Genomic DNA, 17,962 nt, shown 5'->3' on the forward strand with positions numbered 1-17,962 from the left:
CTGCTACCTGCAGGCCACCGAGGACACGCGGACGATCAGCGTGACCATCGAGAAGCAGCAGGTCTCGGTGCTCGCCGAACGTCTGAGCTCGCTGCTCGAGGAGATCGCCAGCAGATTCGACGCCGAGGTGCCGGAAGAGGCCCCGGACGAGCTGGTCGACAACGAGCCGCTCAGCGTGCCCGTCGAGGAGGAGTTCCGCGTCGGCACGATGGGTCTGGGCTGGGACGCCGAGAGCCAGGCCGTCGTGGTCGAACTGCTCGCCGTGACCGAGGGCGAAGTGGACGAGACCGTCGTGCTGGACGACACCGAGGAGGGCCCCGACGCCGTGCGGGTGTTCCTGAGTCCGCCCGCCGCACGTGCCTTCGCCTCCCGCGCCGACCGCGTCGTCGGCGCGGGCCGGAAACCGTGTCCGCTGTGCGGTGAGCCGCTCGACCCCGCCGGCCACATCTGCCCGCGGCAGAACGGCTACCGGCGCGACTCGGAACTGACCGACGAAAGCTGAGCCGGCGTGGCAGAGGCGCACAACGAGCCCGGCAGAACCGTCGACCCGGCGGATCCAGCCGTCGTCGAGCTGATCACGCGCGGCCGGCTCGACGTGCAGGGCCGGGTAGTCGACGCGTCGAACCTGACCCTGTTCGGCACCGTGGAGCTCGACGGTGCCGAAGCCGACGTCGTGTACAAGCCCGTCACCGGCGAGCGGCCGCTCTGGGATTTCCCCGACGGCACCCTGGCTGGCCGTGAGGTCGCCACGGCGCTGATCGCCGAGGCGGCCGAGATCGGCAGGGTGCCGCCGACCGTGCTGCGGGACGGCCCGTTCGGCGACGGCATGGTGCAGCTCTGGATCGACGTCACCGAACGGGAACTGGTCGACGTCCTCGCCCCCGAGGAGTTGCCCGACCACTGGCTGGTCGTCCTCCGTGCCCAAGATCAGGAGGGGCAGCCCCTCGTGGTGGCGCACGCCGACGACGAGGAGCTGCGCGAGCTGGCGATCCTCGACGTCGTCGTCAACAACACCGACCGCAAGGGCGGGCACATCCTGCCGGGGCCCTGCGGCCGGAGCTACGGCATCGACCACGGCATCTGCCTGCACGCCGACCCGAAACTGCGCACCGTGCTGTGGGGCTGGGCGGGCGAACCGCTGGGTGACGACGTGCTGGACAAGCTGCGCAAACTCCGCTGGGCACTCGACCGTGACCTCGGCACCACGCTGTCGCAGCACCTGACCCGCGACGAGATCGCCGCGCTCGCCACGCGCACCGACGGTCTGATCGAGGCGGGAGCTTTCCCTGTTCCCAGCGGCGAATGGCGCGCGATTCCCTGGCCGTTGTTCTGACCGACAGCCCGCTCCGGCCGGTGGGGCCCGTCCCGCACGACGACCGCCGGTGCGACGACAGGGGCCGCATCCCAGCGCCCCGGAGCCGCAGGGGTGTGGCGCTCCCCGGATCCCACTACCCCGGCCGCTAGATTCCGATTCGTGCGTTCCCATTCCTACGGCAACATCCTGTCCGGTTCCCGCAAGCGCAAGATCCCCGAGGTGCCCGCCGAGCCGGGCCTCGTCGTGGAAGACCCGGCGAGCGGATTCTGCGGCGCGCTCGTCCGGCTCGAACACGGCAACGCGGTACTCGAGGACCGGAACGGCAAGCACCGGGTGTTCCCCCTCGGCCCCGCCGCGTTCCTGCTCGACGGCAAGCCCGTGACCCTCGTGCCGGCGCGACCGTCCCAGCCCGCCGCGCCGCAGCGCACGCAGTCGGCCTCCGGCTCGGTGCACGTCGACGGGCTGCGCGCCCGCGTGGCGCGGGACTCGCGTATCTGGGTCGAGGGCAAGCACGACGCCGAACTCGTCGAACGCATCTGGGGACACGATCTGCGCGTCGAAGGCGTGGTCGTCGAACCGCTCGACGGTGTGGACGTGCTTTCGGACGCGATCGCCGAGTTCGGCACCGGCCCCGGACGACGGCTCGGCGTGCTCGTCGACCACCTCGTCCCCGGCAGCAAGGAGTCGCGGATCGTCGACGGCATCACCGACCCGAACGTGATGATCACCGGCCATCCGTACGTGGACATCTGGGAGGCGGTCAAACCCGACGTCCTCGGGATCGAGGCGTGGCCGCGGATCCCGAAAGGGGTCGAGTGGAAACGCGGCGTGTGCGACGCGCTCGGCTGGGGCGAGACCTACGAGGGCTGGCAGCGGGTACTGGCCGCGGTCGGGAGTTTCCGTGACGTCGAAACGCCCCTCATCGGTGCGATGGAGCGGCTCATCGACTTCGTCACCGAGCCCGCCGACTGAGCGGGAGCGTCTCCCGACGTATCGCGGGGTCCGCGCACCGCGGCCGAGCACCCCGTAGGCCGAACGGGTGAACTGTGTCGGGCACGGGCGGCGTCCGCGACACCAGTGAGGTCACACCTCGGTCACGTACTGTGATCCGGTTCATCTCGCCGAATCGTATCTGGGAGCATGTGCGCATGACAGCGGCGCTCATCTGGCTCATCATCGGCATCGCTCTGATCGTGACCGAGGTGCTGTCGGGCGACTTCGTCCTGCTCATGCTCGGCGCCGGGGCGCTCGCCGCAGCCGGAGCGGAGGCGATCACGGGCAACATCTACATCGACGTCGCCGTGTTCGCGATCGTCTCGACGGGCATGCTCGGGCTCGTCCGGCCCGCACTCAAACGGCGTTTCCTCGCGGGGCCCGGCATCAAGACGAACGCCGAGGCGCTGGTGGGGAGTCAGGCCGTGGCGATGTCCGAGGTGGACTCGCACGGCGGTCAGGTGAAGCTCGCCGGGGAACCCTGGTCCGCACGGGCCCTGACCGAAGGCGACGTCATCGAGGCGGGTACGCACGTGACCGTCGTGGAAATCCAGGGAGCCACCGCCATCGTGTCCGCCGCGATCTGATGTGACGGCCGCATCCGGGGCAGTGCCCGCCGCGCCCGCCGCGCGGGCCGGGTCGACAGTGCTCCGCAGAACCGAATAGCCGCCGACCGGGACGGCGCATGCGATCGAGCGTGCCATCAGGCCCGGTCCGCACCGTGAAGGGGAGAAACTAGGTGGAGACAACAGGACTGATTGTTGTCGCCGTCATCGCGCTGCTCGTGATCGTCGTGGTCGCGAAGGCGCTGATGGTGGTGCCGCAATCACAATCGGCCGTCATCGAGCGGCTCGGACGGTTCCGGATGGTGGCCGGTCCCGGCCTGAACTTCCTCGTGCCGTTCCTGGACAAGGTGCGCGCGAAGGTGGACCTGCGGGAACAGGTCGTCTCGTTCCCGCCGCAACCCGTGATCACGCAGGACAACCTGACGGTCTCGATCGACACGGTCGTCTACTTCCAGGTCACCGACTCCCGTGCCGCGGTGTACGAGATCTCGAACTACATCGTCGGTGTCGAGCAGCTGACCACCACCACGCTGCGGAACCTCGTCGGCGGCATGAGCCTCGAGGACGCGCTGACCTCCCGTGACCAGATCAACCAGCAGCTGCGCGGCGTGCTCGACGAGGCGACCGGCCGCTGGGGCATCCGGGTCGCCCGTGTCGAGCTGAAGGCGATCGATCCTCCGCCGTCCATTCAGGACTCGATGGAGAAGCAGATGCGCGCGGACCGTGAGAAGCGCGCCATGGTGCTGACGGCCGAAGGTGAACGCGAGTCGGCCATCAAGACCGCCGAGGGTCAGAAGCAGAGTCAGATCCTCGCGGCGGAGGGGTCCAAACAGGCCTCGATCCTGTCCGCGGAGGCCGAGCGGCAGTCGCGGATCCTGCGGGCGCAGGGTGAACGTGCCGCCCGTTATCTGCAGGCACAGGGGCAGGCCAAGGCCATCGAGAAGGTCTTCGCGGCCATCAAGGCGGGCAAGCCGACCCCGGAGGTGCTGGCCTACCAGTACCTGCAGACCCTGCCGCAGATGGCGCAGGGCGACGCGAACAAGGTCTGGATGATTCCGAGCGAGTACGGCCAGGCTCTCGAAGGCTTCGCCCGCAAGCTCGGCGCCCCGGGCGAGGACGGCGTGTTCCGCTACGAGCCGCCCACCGGCGACGACACGGAGATGCCGCCGCTGGAGGACGAGGAGGTCGCGTCCTGGTTCGACACCAAGTCGGACCCGAGCGTCGCCGAGGCCGTGCGGGAAGCCGAGAAGGTCGCGCGCCAGGAGGTCGGCCCGCTGCACGGTACTCCGCAGGCGCCCACTCCGCCGCCCGCGGCACTGCAGGCGCTCGGCGGCGGTACCCCGTCGCCCGCTCAGCCCGAGGCCGCTGCGGAAGAGGAGAAGGACGAGGCTCCGGAACTGCCTCCGGCGCCGCCGGCACAGCCGACTCCGCCGCCCGCACCGCCGCAGCAGGCTCCGCAGCAGCAGCCGCCCGCGGGTCCGTACGGCGGTAATCCGGGGCAGCAGCAGCCGCCGCAGGGTGGTCCGACTCCGCCTCCGCAGCCGCCGCAGGGCGGGCAGTACCCGCCGCAGCAGGGCCCGCCGTTCGGTGGCCCGCCCCGTCAGCAGTAGGCGTCAGCAACAACACAGAAGGGCCGGTTCCCACGGATGGTGTGGGAACCGGCCCTTCTGTGTTCGCCCCCCTCTCCGGTCGCCTGCTGCCACCGATCGGCACGACGACGCCACGACGTGGACGCCGACGGTCCGAGTCCGGGGTGGATGGCCGAATGCCAGCACCTGGGCGTGGTGATCACGCAGCTTCGGCGTACTCGGCGGTGTCGATCCCCGCACGCCTTCACCGCGGCGGTTCCTGCCGGTCCGGGGCGGTGGTCATGCGCTACGGTCGGTCGTGATGAGCGAGCATCCGGTTCCCCTCACGCGGTCGGTGTTGGCCGGGCCGGATCCGTGGCCCGGGTCATCCGATCCAGCCGCGTTACTCGCGGGGATCGCCGACTGGCTCACCGGTTACGGCAACGTGCAGACCCGGCGCACGTACGCCGAAGGCCTCGGACTGCCCGTCACGAGTACCGACGTCGAACACTGGGTCCCGACCGTCCCCGGGCCGGGTCCGGCATCACTCGTGGCGTCCACAGCGGACGGGGCTCGACAGGACACCGGAGGCCGGCACACCGCGGCAGCGGGCGACGGCTGGCCCGAAGCGGTGGCGACCTACGCGGCCGCATTGCAACTGAGCCCGCCCGGTCGTGACGACGATGGCGGTTCGGTCCGGCGGCCGCCACCGGCGCCGCGTGGCCGGTTGCGCGCGGTCCACTGGTTCCGCTGGTGCGCCGCCCGGGGAGTGGACCCCGTGCAGGTCACGAGCACGCATGTGAAGGCGTGGCTCGACGCCGTGTCCGCCGCCGGGGCTGCACCGTCCACTCGCGATCGTCTGCTCACGACCGTGAAGACCCTGTACTCGTACCTTGCCGAGATCGGCCTCGTCACGGGGAATCCGGCGGCGCTGAACAGGCGGCGACTCGGACTGGCGACCGCGGCGGCGAGCACCTCGGCCACCGTCACGCTGACCGGACGGCAGGTACGTGCACTGCACACCGCGGCGGCGGCGCCGCGCAGGGGAGCGGGTCCGGTGGACACCGCCCGCGCAGCCGCGGTCGTCGCGCTGTTCACCCTCGGTCTGCGCGTGAGTGAGCTGTGCGGGCTCGACGAGTCCGATCTGCACGTGACGCGCGGCCGCCGGGCGTTGCGGGTGCACGGCAAGGGCGGCAAGACCCGCATCGTGTATCTGAGCGAACCCGCCGACGCCGCGCTGACCGAGTACCGGCTGCGACTGCGCGAGGCCGTGGGCTCACGGGAGACCGCGGTGCAACGCGACCACGTCGGCACCGCCGACGACCGGCCGTTGCTGCGCACCCGCACTGGACGGCGTTTCCAGCGGCAGGCGATCTGGCAGTTGCTCCGCAGGGTCGCAGTCTCGGCGGGACCGGAGCTGGCCGAGGTCGCCGACGCCATGCATCCGCACGCGTTGCGGCACTTCTACGTCACCACCGCGGTCGAGGCCGGTGCGGACCTCGCCCACGTACAGGGCGACGTCGGGCACAGCAGCATCGACACCACGCGCAAGGTCTACGACCACGCCGCGCCTGATCCCCAGCGCAGCGCCGTCGATCTCGTGGCAGGAACCTGGTACGACACGGCAGGCACCGGGCTCGCGGACGATTCAGGTGACGGCTCCCCGGAATCGGACCGCCCTTCGTCGTGAGGCGTTCGGTGTCGCAGTGTCTCGTCGCCGCAGCGTCTGGTCGCCGCAGCACCGGCCGGCCCGGTCGAGGGCAGCGTCGTCACGCCGGTCCGTGCGGGTGCCGAGGTCGGGGCGGGTGCCGAGGTCGCTGGGTGTGGCACGCCCCTTCCCCCGCCTCACGTGGCGAGCGGGGAAGCATGCCGACACGCCGAAATCCCCGACCCGCACACGAGGTGCGAGCCGGGGAGGAAATCGGGGAGGATCAGGCCACGCGCACGACGTCGGCCTGCGGGCCCTTGGGGCCCTGGCTGACGTCGTAGGTCACCTGCTGGTTCTCCTCGAGGGTCCGGAAGCCTGCCGCGTCAATGGCGGAGTAGTGAACGAACACGTCCGGGCCGCCCTCGTCCGGGGCGATGAAGCCGAAGCCCTTTTCCGAGTTGAACCACTTCACGGTTCCGTTGGTCATGATTGTCTCCTTCAGGAGCTGGGGGTATGACGGGCAACCACACCGTGTGGAGGCCCGGGCCTGGCGATCTCAGACGGCGGCTCACTCCAGCTACACCAAAGAAAGAAGCTCGCCCGCATCAACATCCTGCGAGCATGCACAAAACACGAACCCAGAAATTCATCGGCCACTTATCAGTCTACACGTATCACCCGCCGGACATCAGCGGCGACCACGATGGCCCTTGTCGCCGCGTCGGCCCCGCCGGGCAGGTCCCCGAAATCGGTGCCGAGGCCCCGCGACTCCACTGTCCCGCAACTCCACTGTGGAGCGCACGCCGCCCGCACGGCAGGGACAGCCATCTCCCGGGAACACCGGACCCCGGTGACGACCTGATGCGGGGCTTCGCCGGAGGTCAGTGCCCGGTGGGGGTGGCTGTGGGCCGGTCATCCCGGTGCGACGTGCGGCGGGGGCGGGTGGCGAGCGCGATCACGGGGAGCAGCGCGACGGCCAGCACCCCTCCGCCCAACGACAGCACGGTGTAGCTGCCGGTGGCCACGACCAGGCCGGAGGCCAGTCCACCGCCTGCTCCGGCGACTGCGATGGCGACGTCGACCAGTCCTTGAGTCTTGGCGCGGGTCGCCAGTGACGTGTTGTCGGTGATGAGCGTGGTGCCGCTGACCAGACCGAAGCTCCATCCCAGGCCCAACAGGCCCAGGGCGACCGCCAGCAGCGTGACCGACTGCGGTGGCGAGAACCCGGCGACCAGACCTGCCACCAGGAGGGTGATGCCGGAGGCAACTGCGACGGGCATTCGGCCGTAACGGTCGACGAGATAGCCGCTCAGCGGCGACGGCAGATACATCGCGGCGACGTGGACGGCGATGACGACTCCGGCGGCTCCGACCGAGTGGCCGTGGTGCTGCATGTGGATCGGAGTCATCGTCATGATCGCGACCATGACGAGTTGAGCCAGCACCATCACCGCGGACCCGAGCAGCACGCGGCGCCGGTCGCCCGCCGAGTCCCCGGATGCCGTATCGCTGAGTCCTGCCGCGCTGGGTCCTGTATCGCTGAGTTCTGCCGCGCTGTGGCCCGCAGTGCTGTGACTCGGGTCGGCCGGGTCCGAGCCGGCCACGGCACGTGCGGTGAGCAGGGGGTCGGGACGCAGCAGCGCCCAGAGCACGACTGCGGCGGCTCCGTAGGCGATGGTGGCCAGCAAGAAGGGGCCGGCCAACGGCGGAATGTGCCACGACGTGGCCAATGCGCCCAGTGGGGTGACCAGGTTGGGACCGACGACCGCGCCGAGTGTGGTGGCCACGAGGACGACGCTGAGCGCACGTGCCCGGTGCGCGGGTGTGGCGAGGTCGGCGCCGGAATAGCGGGCCTGCAGGTTGGTGGCGGTGCCTGCCCCGTAGACGACGAGGGCGGCCAGCAACAGGGCGACGTCGTCGACGGCGGCGGCGATCACGACGCCCAGCGCACCCACCGCCCCGGTGGCGTAGCCGGCCGCGAGGCCCGTGCGACGCCCACGGCGCTGGGAGATCGCTCCGACCAGGGCGGCCGCCACGGCCGAGCCGGCGGTGAACAGGGCGCTGGGCAGGCCGGACAGGCCAGTGGTGCCGAGCATGTCTTCGGCCAGCAGGGCTCCGACGGTGATGCCCGCGGCCAGTCCCGCCCCACTGAGGATCTGGGCGGCGATCAGGACGGTGAGGATGCGTCGTTGGGCAGGATGCAGTGCGGCCGTGGTGGTCATCCCCGGTCCCTTCGGCAGGCGGTCGTTCACGCAGCGGTGGTGATGGGCATGCCGTCACGGCGCCATTCGAGGATGCCGTCCTCCAGCAGTGCGGCCTCGCGTCCGCTGTCGTGCAGCAGGCGCACCGCGTCGTGGGAGAGCACGCAGTAGCGCCCCCGGCAGTAGGCGACCACCTCGACATCGGGCGGGATCTCGGCCATTCGGTCGGCAAGCTGTTCCAAGGGGATCGAGACGGCCCCTGGCACGTGCCCGGCCGCGTACTCCTCGGGGGGACGCACATCCAGTACGAGGACCCGGCCTTCAGCGGTCTCGCGGAGAAGCTCCTCACGATCGACCAGCCGGACCTGCTCGGTGTCGAGGTAGGCGCGGCGAACGCTCTCCACCTCGGCACGGTGCGTATCGGCGACCCGGCACAGCACCGACAACAGTTCGGCCACGTCGGCGCCGGTCAACCGGTACAGCACGCTCGTTCCCCGTTTGCGAGTGGTCACCAGGCCCGCGTCGTGCAGTATCTGCAGGTGCGCCGACGCGGTCGTCAGCTTCAGCCCGGCCGCTCGGGACAGTTCGCGCACGGGACGCTCGCCCTGGGCCAGGAGTTCCAGTAGTTCGAGCCGCTTGCCGTGCGCCAGGGCTTTGCCGGTACCGGCGACGGCGTCGTACAGATCGGCCTTGTCGACGTCCACACGTGGCAGTGTTCCACAAATCCATGGAATACTGAAGATATGCTCGAGGAGCTACACGGCGCCCAGCGGAAACACTGGCAGTCGGTCTACACGGCACACCCGGAGATGTACGGCTGGCGCCCCTCCGAGCCCGCCCGGTACGCGGCCGAGGTCTTCAGCGCCTCGCGTGCCGGCTCGGTACTGGAGCTGGGTGCCGGCCACGGCCGGGATTCGCTGCACTTCGCACGGGAAGGCTTCCCGGTGCACGCCACCGATTTCAGCGGCACCGCGTTGGATCGACTCCGCGCCCAGGCCTCCCACGAAGGAGTGGCCGAGCAGGTCCGGACCACGGTGCACGATGCGCGCGACCCGCTCCCGCTTCCCGACGCCTCCGTGGACGGGGTGTTCGCGCACATGTTGCTGTGCATGGCGTTGTCCACGCAGGAGATCCGTGCCGTCGTCGCAGAGGTGGAACGTGTGTTGCGGCCGGGTGGAACTCTGGTCTACACCGTCCGCAACACCAGCGACGCTCACTACGGCGTCGGCACGGCCCATGGCGACGACATCTATGAACACGGCGGCTTCGCCGTGCACTTCTTCTCTCGTGAGCTCGTCGACGACCTTGCCCGTGGCTGGCGGTTGCGCGAGGTGCACTCCTTCAGCGAGGGGGAACTGCCTCGGCGGCTCTGGCGGATAACCCAGACCACACCACGACATCCCCGCCCTGCGAGCTGACGCAGCCGATCGGTGGTCCGGCGCGGTTCAGGACCCCTCTCCGTCCGGTGGCACGTCGCCGGACGGTGCGTCTCGGGACAGGAGTTCCCGCAGTACGAGCTCGCGGAGGGTGGCCGGATCGTCGCCGGCGTCAAGCACCGCCCGGTGCACGCGCCGGAGCACGCCGTCCGTGGCGGAGCGCTCACGATCGGACTCGGCCACCCGCGTCCGGAGTCGCTCCACTTCGCCTCGCAGGTCGGCGAGTTCGCCGCGCACGCTGCTCAGGTCCTGGTCGGCCTGCTGCTGGGCGGCCAGCGCCTCGTCGAGTCGCCGGGCGAGTTCTTCGGCCCGCTGCGCAGCGTCGCGTTCCCGCTGGGAAGCCTGGCGCAGCGCGTCGCGCGTCTCGTCGAGCTGGGCCGTCGCGGTCGTCAGGCGCTCGGTGAGGCTCTGTTCCAGATCGCGGCTGCGCGCCCGGTGTTCGTCGAGCGCGGCCTGTGCGGTGTCGCGCTCACCGGTGCGTTCCGCCAGCTGCCCGCGCAGCTCGTCGAGACGTTCGGTGAGCTCGTCGACCCGGGCACGGACGACGCGGTTCTGATCCTCCGCGGTGCGGGCCCGGTCGGCCGCGGCCTCGGCCGTGGCCTCGGCGCGGGCCTGTGCGAGCGCGGCGGCGTCCGCTGCGGCGGTGGCCTGTTGTGCGGTGTCCTGCGCCGCGTCCGCGTCAGCGCGTGCGCGGTCGGCTTCGGCGACGGCCTCGTCCCGGAGCCGTAGCGCCTCGTCCGCCCGCTGTTCGGCCTCGGCCTCTGCACGCCGGGCCTCCTCGGCGGCCGCGTCCGCCTCGTCCGCCCTGGTGGCAGCGGCGTTCAGCTCGTCCTGCATGCGGGCCGTGACGTCGTCGAGTGCACCGCCGAGCGTCTGCAGCGGTTCCAGGACCTGCCGGGCGGTCTCGGCGAACGTGTCGGTCGCTTCGCGCAGCGCCGTCGGGGGATCGGTGTCGCCGAGCGCAGTGCGGAGCGCGTGTTCGGCGGCCGCCAGTTGCTTGCACGTCTTGTCCCCGGGCCACCGGCGGTCGGGGCAGAACTCGTACGGCCGTCCCCCGCGCGGCCCGGGTGGCGGCAGGGGCTCTCTGCAGTGCCGAAACCCGCACCGCGCCGCCTGCGGATCCGTCACGTGCACCGTCGCACTTTCCGCGCTCATGCGACCATCCTACTTACAGATTATATATCTCCTAACTTGGGTTTTGATTGTTCTAACTACAACCAGAGTTCGCTACAGAAGGTATATTTTGTAGCTGAGTGAATCGGGGGTTCGCCACGTCCCGACGAGGGACTCGAAGAGGGCGCTGAGGGGACCGAACCAGGCCGGTTCCGCGCCGTCGGGAAAACCGCCGACGCACACTCGATGGCCTCGGACGGTGCACGTGGCGGGTCGATCGTCGACCCGACGGGAACGGGCGGAGCAGGGGGCAGAACAGACGGAGCGGGCCGGAGTGTGTGCCCTCGAGCGTGCAGCGAAAATCGCTGGACACACGGGGCTACGGTCAGCGACGTGACCACGAGCAACACGCCGGTGCTGTGGGTGAGCGGGGCGCCTGGCACGGGGAAGACGACAGCCGGTTGGGGTCTGTACCGACGCATTGCCGACCGAGGTGGCAGCGTCGCCTATGTCGATATCGACCAGCTCGGACTGATCGGGCCACCGCCCGGCGGAGGAGGCGCGAGCCACCGGATCAAGGCCGACAACCTCCTGCGCATGGTCGCCACCCTGCGTCGCCGGGGTGTGCAGCAGGTGCTCGTGTCGGGCGTTGTGGATCCGCAGCAGGGAATCGAGCCGTACCTCATGCACAAGACCGAGGCGGCCCACATCGATCTCACGCACGTGCGGCTCACCTGCGAGCGGGAAGAGCTGCGCCGGCGCTTCCTGGGACGCGGATCGTCGCCGGAGATGCTCACGGAACTGTTCGACCTGGTCGACGAGCTCGACCGTTCCGATACAGGCTCGGTGGTCGACACGACCGGGCAGAATCCGGCGGACACCGTCGACACGTTTATGGCATGGACCACCGTGCGTACCGCTCCGGTGCTTCCGTTGCCCGCCGCTCCCTCCGATGGCAGCTTCCGGTCGGCCCTGGTGGCCGTGGTGACCGGTGCGACCGCGGTGGGCAAGTCCACCATCAGCTGGAAGGTGCTGCGCGACCTCTGGCGACGCAACGTCGTGACCGCCTACGTGGACCTCGGCCAGCTCGGGTTCGTCCACCCGGGCCCGGATCCTGCCCTGCAGGCCGCTGCCCTCCGGTCATTGTGGGATGGCTATCGACGGACCGGGGCGCGGGCATTGCTCGTCGTGGCCCGCGAGCCCGCCTCGGTGGTGGACGCCGTGCCGGACGATCCCGTCACCGTCGTGCATCTCGACGCGGACGCCGCGACGCTGGCCGCCCGCGTACGCCGCCGAGCCGACGGTGAATCGGCGCTGCTGGCCGGCGACGAACTGCGAGGCGCATCGCCCGCCGTCCAACGTCGGGTGGCTACTCGAGCAGCAGCCGAGGCAACCCGGCTTCGATGTGTCGGAACCGATGGGATCATCCTCGACACGAGCGGACAGAACGCCGACGAGACCGCCGCGGCCGTCCTCGACGCGCTGCGGTCCGCCCCGGGGACGCTTCTGACCAGCACGTGAACCACCTCGACCAGCGGTGCGCCGGACCACGGTCCGCCACACCGCGTCCACGGGAAACAGGTCTCGCACACGCCGGTCGTCACCCGTGTGCGCGCCTCGGTGGTGGACATCTCGGCGGTGGACATCGTGCCGGGCGATCCGGTCAACGCCGCGCACCGCGTTCCAGCCGCCTACGTCCAGGGCGGCGTCGCACTGCCAGCTCCGTGCCATCGGCACGGGCCTGCGGCACAGTGCACTCCTGCGGGACTGTAAGTCCGTGGGGATCGACGCGGGGTCAGCTCTTCGTCAGGTCCTGGGCGAGCATGAGGATGATGCCGCTCGGGCCACGGACATAGGTGAGTTTGTAGACGTCCCCGTAGGTGGCCACGCCGCGCAGCGGGTGGCAACCGTGCCGCGCGGCGACCGCGAGAGCCGCGTCGATGTCGTCGACCGAGAAGGCGACTCGGTGCATGCCGATCTCGTTGGGCAGCGTGGGCGCCGTCTCGATGGCGTCGGGGTGGATGTACTCGAAAAGCTCGAGACGACCGGTGCCGTCCGGCGTCTGGAGCATGGCGATGTTGGCGTGGTTGCCGTCGAGGCCGACGGCTGTCTCGGTCCACTCCCCGCTGACCGTGTCACGGCCGAGGACGGTCAGCCCCAGGTCGGTGAAGAACGCTATCGCTGCGTCGAGATCGCGCACGGCGATGCCGATGTTCTCGAGTCTGATGGGCATGCGCGCACGGTAACGAACCGTGGCGCAGGTCGCCGGTTGTCGAGTCCTGCCTGGGCGCCGGTCGGCACGAGCAGCCGCGCGAACAGATCGCCGGCGTGGTCGGGGATTCCTGCAGCGGTGGGCCAACCGGCCGGTTGGGCCGGGAGTGACCGCGCCCGACGAGGCAGCCGCGGTCCCGTTGCTGCATCGCGGATCGTGCGCCGGCTCGGACGTCCGGCCGGTGCGGCACGGGTTCGTCAACGGGACAGCGGAGCCATCATGGATCGAACGCATCGGGGCTCGTGGCAAAGCCCGCCACAGGGAGCGAGAGGGGAGACCGGGATGCGAGTCCTGCTCGTCACGCACGGCACTCGGGGTGATGTACAGCCCTTCGTCGCGTTGGCGACGGGCTTACTCGCCGCAGGTCACGAACCAGTGTTGGCAGCGCCTGCGGCATTCGGCCCCTTCGTCGAGCAGCACGGCGTGCGCTTCGCGGCGTTGGACGACGGGCCGAACCGGATGTTGGACGATCCCGGGCGCCTCGAGCCGGTCCTTGCAGGCAAGGGCGGGAACGGGCGACGGATCGCGGCGATGCTGAGTGTGCTGCGGGAGGCCAAGCCGGCCATGGCTCGCGTGCTCACGGACATGGCTGCCGCGGCCGACGGCGGTGCCGATCTCGTGGTCCATCAGGCCAACAGTCCCGCCCACCATGTCGCCGAGTACCTCGGTGTACCCGCGGTCCCGGTCGGTCTGCAGCCTGTCTGGGTGCCCACGCGCGCGTTTCCGAACCTGATGTTGCCGATGCGGGTTCCCGCGGTGTGTAACCGCATGAGCTACCGCCTCAACGCGCTGGCGCTGCGCTCGTTCGCCGGTGCGATCGACAGGTGGCGACGCGACACCTTGGGGCTGTCCCGGCGCCGATATCGCCACGACTCCCTGCGGCGCCCGGACGGCACGCAGGCCACCCTGTTGCAGGCCTTCAGCCGGCACATCGTTCCGCCCCCTGCCGACTATCCGTCCTGGGTGCACACCACGGGGTTCTGGTTCCTGGACAGCGGCGAAGACCCGGTGCCCTCACCCGAGTTGTCTCACTTCCTCGCGACGGGGAAGCCGCCCGTGTTCATCGGGTTCGGCAGTATGCCCAACACCGATCCGGCGCAGGTGGGACGGCTCGTCAGCGAGGCCGTCCGCCGGGCCGGGGTGCGGGCGGTTCTCGCCTCCGGCGGGGGCGGCCTACGACTGGAGGAACAGGTCGACGACGTGTTCGTCGTCGACCAGGTTCCGCACGACTGGCTCTTCCCCCGCGTCGCCGCTGTCGTTCATGCCGGTGGTGCCGGTACCACCGGCGCGGCGGTTGCGGCCGGACGTCCTCAGGTGGGTTGTTTCTTCCATGTGGAACAACGGTTCTGGGCGCAACGACTGCACGCCATGGGTCTCGCCCCGGAGCCCATCCCGGTGCGGGACCTCGCCGCCGACACACTGTCCGAAGCCATCCGGCGCGCCGCCACCGACGTCGCTCGGAGCCGACGTGCAGAGGACGTGGCACAGCAGATCCGGGCCGAACACGGTGTCGCTCGGGCCGTCGAACTTCTGGAGTCCGAGGCAGCGGGGACATAACGAGGACCGAGGCCCGCCGCCGGCACGGCACCCGCGCGGTGGGTCAGTCGGGTGCGAACCTGTCGGTCGCGTCGAGCAGCACCTCGAGCGTGCCCGGCTCGTCGAAGGCGTGACCGGCGTCGGGCACGATGACCAGGTCCGAGTCGGGCCAGGCCCGGTGCAGATCCCACGCGCTGACGGGTGGTGTGACCACGTCGTAGCGGCCCTGTGCGATGACGCCGGGGATACCGGCCAGCCGGTGCGCATCGCGCAGCAACTGGCCGTCCTCGAGGAAGCAGAGGTTGCGGAAGTAGTGCACCTCGATCCGCGCGAGCGCGGCTGCGTGGTCGGGGTCGGTGAATCCGGTGACGAACTCCTGGTTCGGGCGCAGGTAGGCGGTGTCGGCTTCCCACTGTGCCCAGGAGATGGCTGCCGACCTGCGGACCGACTCATCGGGATCGGACAGCAGCCGGTGGTAGGCCTCGATGAGATCGCCGCGCTCGTCGTGCGGGACGGGCTCCAGGAGCTGTTCGAACCGGTCGGGAAACAGGAATGCGGAGCTGCCCCGGAAGCTCCAGTCGAGTTCCTTGCGTCGTGCCGTGAACACCCCGCGCAACACCAGTTCGGTGACGCGGTCGGGGTGCTGTTCGGCGTAGGCCAGGGCCAGCGTGCTGCCCCACGAACCACCGAACACCTGCCATCGATCGACGTCGAGATGCGTGCGCAGGCTTTCCATGTCGTCGACGAGGTGCCAGGTCGTGTTGCTGGTCAGGTCGGCGTCGATCCGCCCGGCGTTGGGGGTGCTGCGTCCCGCGCCGCGTTGGTCGAACAGCACGATCCGGTATCGCTCGGGGTCGAACATGCGTCGATGACCGGGCCTGCACCCCGATCCGGGTCCGCCGTGGAGGAACACGACGGGCTTACCAGCCGGGTTGCCGCATTCCTCCCAGTAGAGCTCGTGCCCTTCGCCGACGGGGAGCATTCCCGTGGCGTGCGGCTCGATGTGCGGGTACAACTCGCGCATCACGTCTCCCGACGGGCACGGCGGCCGGGGCATCGGCGTGGCCGCTCTGCGACCGCACCACCGCGTTGGGCTCCGGGCCGAGTTCGGCTACGTGGTCGGTGCTCGGCATTCGGAAGCTCAGGTGACACGACCCGTATCCGACACCACCGGCGGACCTGTGATCAAGGGCCAGGCATGCACGATTCTTCCCCCGGCACCCGGACCACCCGGGTGCCCGCGACTCGGTCGAGCACCGTCCGGCGCTCGACGGACCGGCATCTCGGCGCTCGCCATGGGGCAGGGTAGCGGCCGGGTACCTGCTCGCGGTGATACTCGCGCTGCCGGCGACGCAGTGGCTCCGTCGCCGGCAGCGCGCGGCCGGTGGGCCGGACCTCAGCGGCGTGCCATCGGCGGCGACCCCTACCGCGGCGGGGCCGCCGCCGATGGGGGCACCGGTCAGCCGACAGCGGATCCGCCGGCGACATGGCAGGGCCGCTACTCCAGCTCGGGAGTGCTGACGCGGTCCGGGGCGAACACGCGGCGGACCATGGGTTCGAAGAACTCCAGTGGTTTGGTGGGGTAGTCGGGGTCGAACGAGTTCTGGTCGTAGTCGGCGCAGAAGTCGACGCAGTCCCGGTACCACGGGTGATCGGCCCAACGCTCGCGAATGTGCGGGTCGGCGCCGACGTGGTGGAACCAGTAGATGCCTTGGAACACTCCGTGGTGTTTGAGGATCCAGTGGTTGCGTTCGGACACGTAGGGACGGACGACGGCGGCGGCGACCTCCGAATGATTCGCCGGAGCGAGCATGTCGCCGATGTCGTGAACCAGTACGCACACGACGGTCTCCTCGTCCGCACCGGCGTGGTGGGCACGGGTAGCGGCCTGGAGACTGTGTTCGAGACGCGTGACCTGGTAACCGGAGTGGTCGTCCATACCCCGAAGCCAGCTCAGGATCCGGTCCGGGAACCGGGCGAGTTCGGCCTCCTCGTACCGGGCGAGCAACTCGTAGTCCTGAGCGGTTCCGTCGGCCATCGCCGTGAATCCGACGGTCGGCGCCTGGCCGGGATCTCGGTCGGTTGTCATGCGACCTCCCCGGTCACGTCACGCCGCTCGGCGGCGAGGGGCTTGTGCTCACCCCGCAACACGCGGCGACGGGCGAGCAGGTCGTCGAACTCCATGTAGACGTCCTGCAGGTGGCGTGCACCGCTGGCCGGATCGTAGGGCAACCTGCCGTGCAGCACCCGGTGCGAATGCACGGTGATCAGGTCACCGCCGTCGGACTTGAACGTGGCCCGGTGTCGACCGGAGTCGATGATGGTCCCCAGGTGGCGGTAGGCGTCGTAGAACGACTCGACCTGGTCGAAGGGGATCGACAGGGGCTGGGCGAGCTGGTTGGAGAACCGGAAGACCTTGACGTTGCCGTCGGTGTCGAGCTGAACCATCGGGTTCTCGGCCCACGTGTCCTCCTCCTCGCTGAACAACTGGTACGGCACAGGCACCCGGCACAGCGTGTCGAAGTGCCCGGGCGCCTGCCTGCGCAGTTCGGCCAATGCGGCCCAGCCGTCGACGAGGGTCGACTCCCCGCCGGTGGCCTCGTTGGTCAGGAAGTGCAGCAGCTGGATGGACGGCGGCCAGTTGTAGCTGGGCAGGTCGGTGTGCGGCTTGAGTTCCTCGGGTGTGTGGGCGACGTTGTAACCGGTGGGGTCGTGCCGGACGTTGTGGACCCGTTCGAAGGCGACCTCCCGGACGTGCCCGATGGTCTCGGCGAATCGCTCGACCTCGTGGTCGGCCGAGGGGACACCGGTCACGATCGCCGCGCCGTGCTCGGCCACGGCATCGAGGTAGGCGAGTTGCCCATCGGTGGTGTCGACGACGTCGGCGTGGGAGAAGCGAGGCAGTTCGGCGTCGGTCTCGGCCCACAGGGTCACAGCGTGGCGGCGGCCGTGCCGCGGAGCTTGGGAATAGTCGTGACGGCGCAGCCACTCCGCGGAGTACCGCGCCTGCTGGCCGTCGGTCCACCGCACGGACAACCCGCTGTCCGGGTCGAACTCGGCCTCGGTCGGCGCAACGGTCGTGGCGATGGCGGGCGTGAAGAGTTTGCGCTCGCTGGACAGGAAGACACGGTCGGCGGCGGCCCAGCTGTTGTCGCGGAGCCACACGTAATGGAAGTGACGCTCCCTGCCGTCCAGCACGAGCGACAGACTGCGCTCCCCGAGAGTCAGGGTGCCCTCCGGTTCGACGCTCCCGGCGACGGGGCCGGCGCCGGTGAGGTGCGTGGCCTCGATCATCGGCATCTCCTTCGGTCGGT

General features: G+C 70.1%; 17 protein-coding genes. 9 read left to right on the forward strand and 8 right to left on the reverse strand.

Annotated features, from left to right (window positions below; translation table 11 throughout):
• The 6 genes from FB384_RS24745 to FB384_RS24770 form a co-directional block, all read left to right on the forward strand.
• A partial coding sequence (locus FB384_RS24745; protein WP_183787261.1) for a DUF3090 family protein occupies positions 1-502 on the forward strand: 502 nt, incomplete at its 5' end.
• Between the two features lie 6 nt (positions 503-508).
• Positions 509-1,333: an SCO1664 family protein gene (locus tag FB384_RS24750; RefSeq protein WP_183787262.1), complete on the forward strand. Its 825-nt coding sequence runs from the start codon at positions 509-511 to the stop codon at positions 1,331-1,333.
• Positions 1,334-1,474: 141 nt separating this feature from the next.
• Positions 1,475-2,287, forward strand: a complete 813-nt coding sequence (locus FB384_RS24755; RefSeq protein ID WP_183787263.1) for a DUF3097 domain-containing protein — start codon at positions 1,475-1,477, stop codon at positions 2,285-2,287.
• Between the two features lie 176 nt (positions 2,288-2,463).
• Entirely contained in the window at positions 2,464-2,895 is a 432-nt protein-coding gene (locus tag FB384_RS24760; protein ID WP_183787264.1) for an NfeD family protein, read from the forward strand.
• A gap of 224 nt (positions 2,896-3,119) precedes the next feature.
• Positions 3,120-4,484 carry an SPFH domain-containing protein gene (locus tag FB384_RS24765; RefSeq protein WP_183787313.1) on the forward strand — a complete coding sequence of 455 codons (1,365 nt, stop codon included), beginning with the start codon at positions 3,120-3,122 and terminating at the stop codon, positions 4,482-4,484.
• A 280-nt stretch (positions 4,485-4,764) separates the two neighbouring features.
• Complete coding sequence (locus FB384_RS24770; RefSeq protein WP_183787265.1) at positions 4,765-6,132, forward strand: tyrosine-type recombinase/integrase; 1,368 nt, start codon at positions 4,765-4,767, stop codon at positions 6,130-6,132.
• Between the two features lie 241 nt (positions 6,133-6,373).
• Here the strand turns inward: FB384_RS24770 and FB384_RS24775 are convergent, their stop codons facing one another.
• The 3 genes from FB384_RS24775 to FB384_RS24785 form a co-directional block, all read right to left on the reverse strand.
• Complete coding sequence (locus tag FB384_RS24775; protein ID WP_183787266.1) at positions 6,374-6,577, reverse strand: cold-shock protein; 204 nt, start codon at positions 6,575-6,577, stop codon at positions 6,374-6,376.
• A 394-nt stretch (positions 6,578-6,971) separates the two neighbouring features.
• Complete coding sequence (locus FB384_RS24780) at positions 6,972-8,312, reverse strand: MFS transporter (protein ID WP_183787267.1); 1,341 nt, start codon at positions 8,310-8,312, stop codon at positions 6,972-6,974.
• A gap of 26 nt (positions 8,313-8,338) precedes the next feature.
• Positions 8,339-8,995, reverse strand: a complete 657-nt coding sequence (locus FB384_RS24785; protein ID WP_183787268.1) for an ArsR/SmtB family transcription factor — start codon at positions 8,993-8,995, stop codon at positions 8,339-8,341.
• Between the two features lie 39 nt (positions 8,996-9,034).
• On the opposite strand from FB384_RS24785, the gene FB384_RS24790 reads away from it, so the two are divergent.
• Positions 9,035-9,709 carry a class I SAM-dependent methyltransferase gene (locus FB384_RS24790; RefSeq protein ID WP_183787269.1) on the forward strand — a complete coding sequence of 225 codons (675 nt, stop codon included), beginning with the start codon at positions 9,035-9,037 and terminating at the stop codon, positions 9,707-9,709.
• A gap of 27 nt (positions 9,710-9,736) precedes the next feature.
• Here the strand turns inward: FB384_RS24790 and FB384_RS24795 are convergent, their stop codons facing one another.
• Positions 9,737-10,882: a response regulator receiver protein gene (locus FB384_RS24795; protein WP_183787270.1), complete on the reverse strand. Its 1,146-nt coding sequence runs from the start codon at positions 10,880-10,882 to the stop codon at positions 9,737-9,739.
• Positions 10,883-11,233: 351 nt separating this feature from the next.
• On the opposite strand from FB384_RS24795, the gene FB384_RS24800 reads away from it, so the two are divergent.
• On the forward strand, positions 11,234-12,361 hold the full coding sequence (locus tag FB384_RS24800; RefSeq protein WP_183787271.1) for an adenylate kinase family protein: 1,128 nt from the start codon (positions 11,234-11,236) through the stop codon (positions 12,359-12,361).
• A 274-nt stretch (positions 12,362-12,635) separates the two neighbouring features.
• Here FB384_RS24800 and FB384_RS24805 read toward each other — a convergent pair whose 3' ends face one another.
• Entirely contained in the window at positions 12,636-13,073 is a 438-nt protein-coding gene (locus FB384_RS24805) for a VOC family protein (RefSeq protein WP_183787272.1), read from the reverse strand.
• 321 nt (positions 13,074-13,394) lie between these two features.
• Between FB384_RS24805 and FB384_RS24810 the strand changes: the two genes are divergently transcribed.
• Positions 13,395-14,669, forward strand: a complete 1,275-nt coding sequence (locus tag FB384_RS24810) for a glycosyltransferase (protein WP_183787273.1) — start codon at positions 13,395-13,397, stop codon at positions 14,667-14,669.
• Between the two features lie 43 nt (positions 14,670-14,712).
• Here FB384_RS24810 and pip read toward each other — a convergent pair whose 3' ends face one another.
• The 3 genes from pip to FB384_RS24825 form a co-directional block, all read right to left on the reverse strand.
• Positions 14,713-15,672, reverse strand: a complete 960-nt coding sequence (gene pip, locus FB384_RS24815) for a prolyl aminopeptidase (RefSeq protein ID WP_183787274.1) — start codon at positions 15,670-15,672, stop codon at positions 14,713-14,715.
• 474 nt (positions 15,673-16,146) lie between these two features.
• Positions 16,147-16,737, reverse strand: a complete 591-nt coding sequence (locus FB384_RS24820) for an HD domain-containing protein (protein ID WP_183787275.1) — start codon at positions 16,735-16,737, stop codon at positions 16,147-16,149.
• Positions 16,734-17,942, reverse strand: coding sequence for a TauD/TfdA family dioxygenase (locus FB384_RS24825; RefSeq protein ID WP_183787276.1), 1,209 nt, complete (start codon positions 17,940-17,942; stop codon positions 16,734-16,736). Before FB384_RS24825 ends, FB384_RS24820 begins: the two co-directional genes overlap by 4 nt.
• Between the last annotated feature and the right edge of the window lie 20 nt (positions 17,943-17,962).

Source organism: Prauserella sediminis (genome assembly GCF_014195435.1).
In the GTDB taxonomy this organism is placed as follows: domain Bacteria; phylum Actinomycetota; class Actinomycetes; order Mycobacteriales; family Pseudonocardiaceae; genus Prauserella; species Prauserella salsuginis.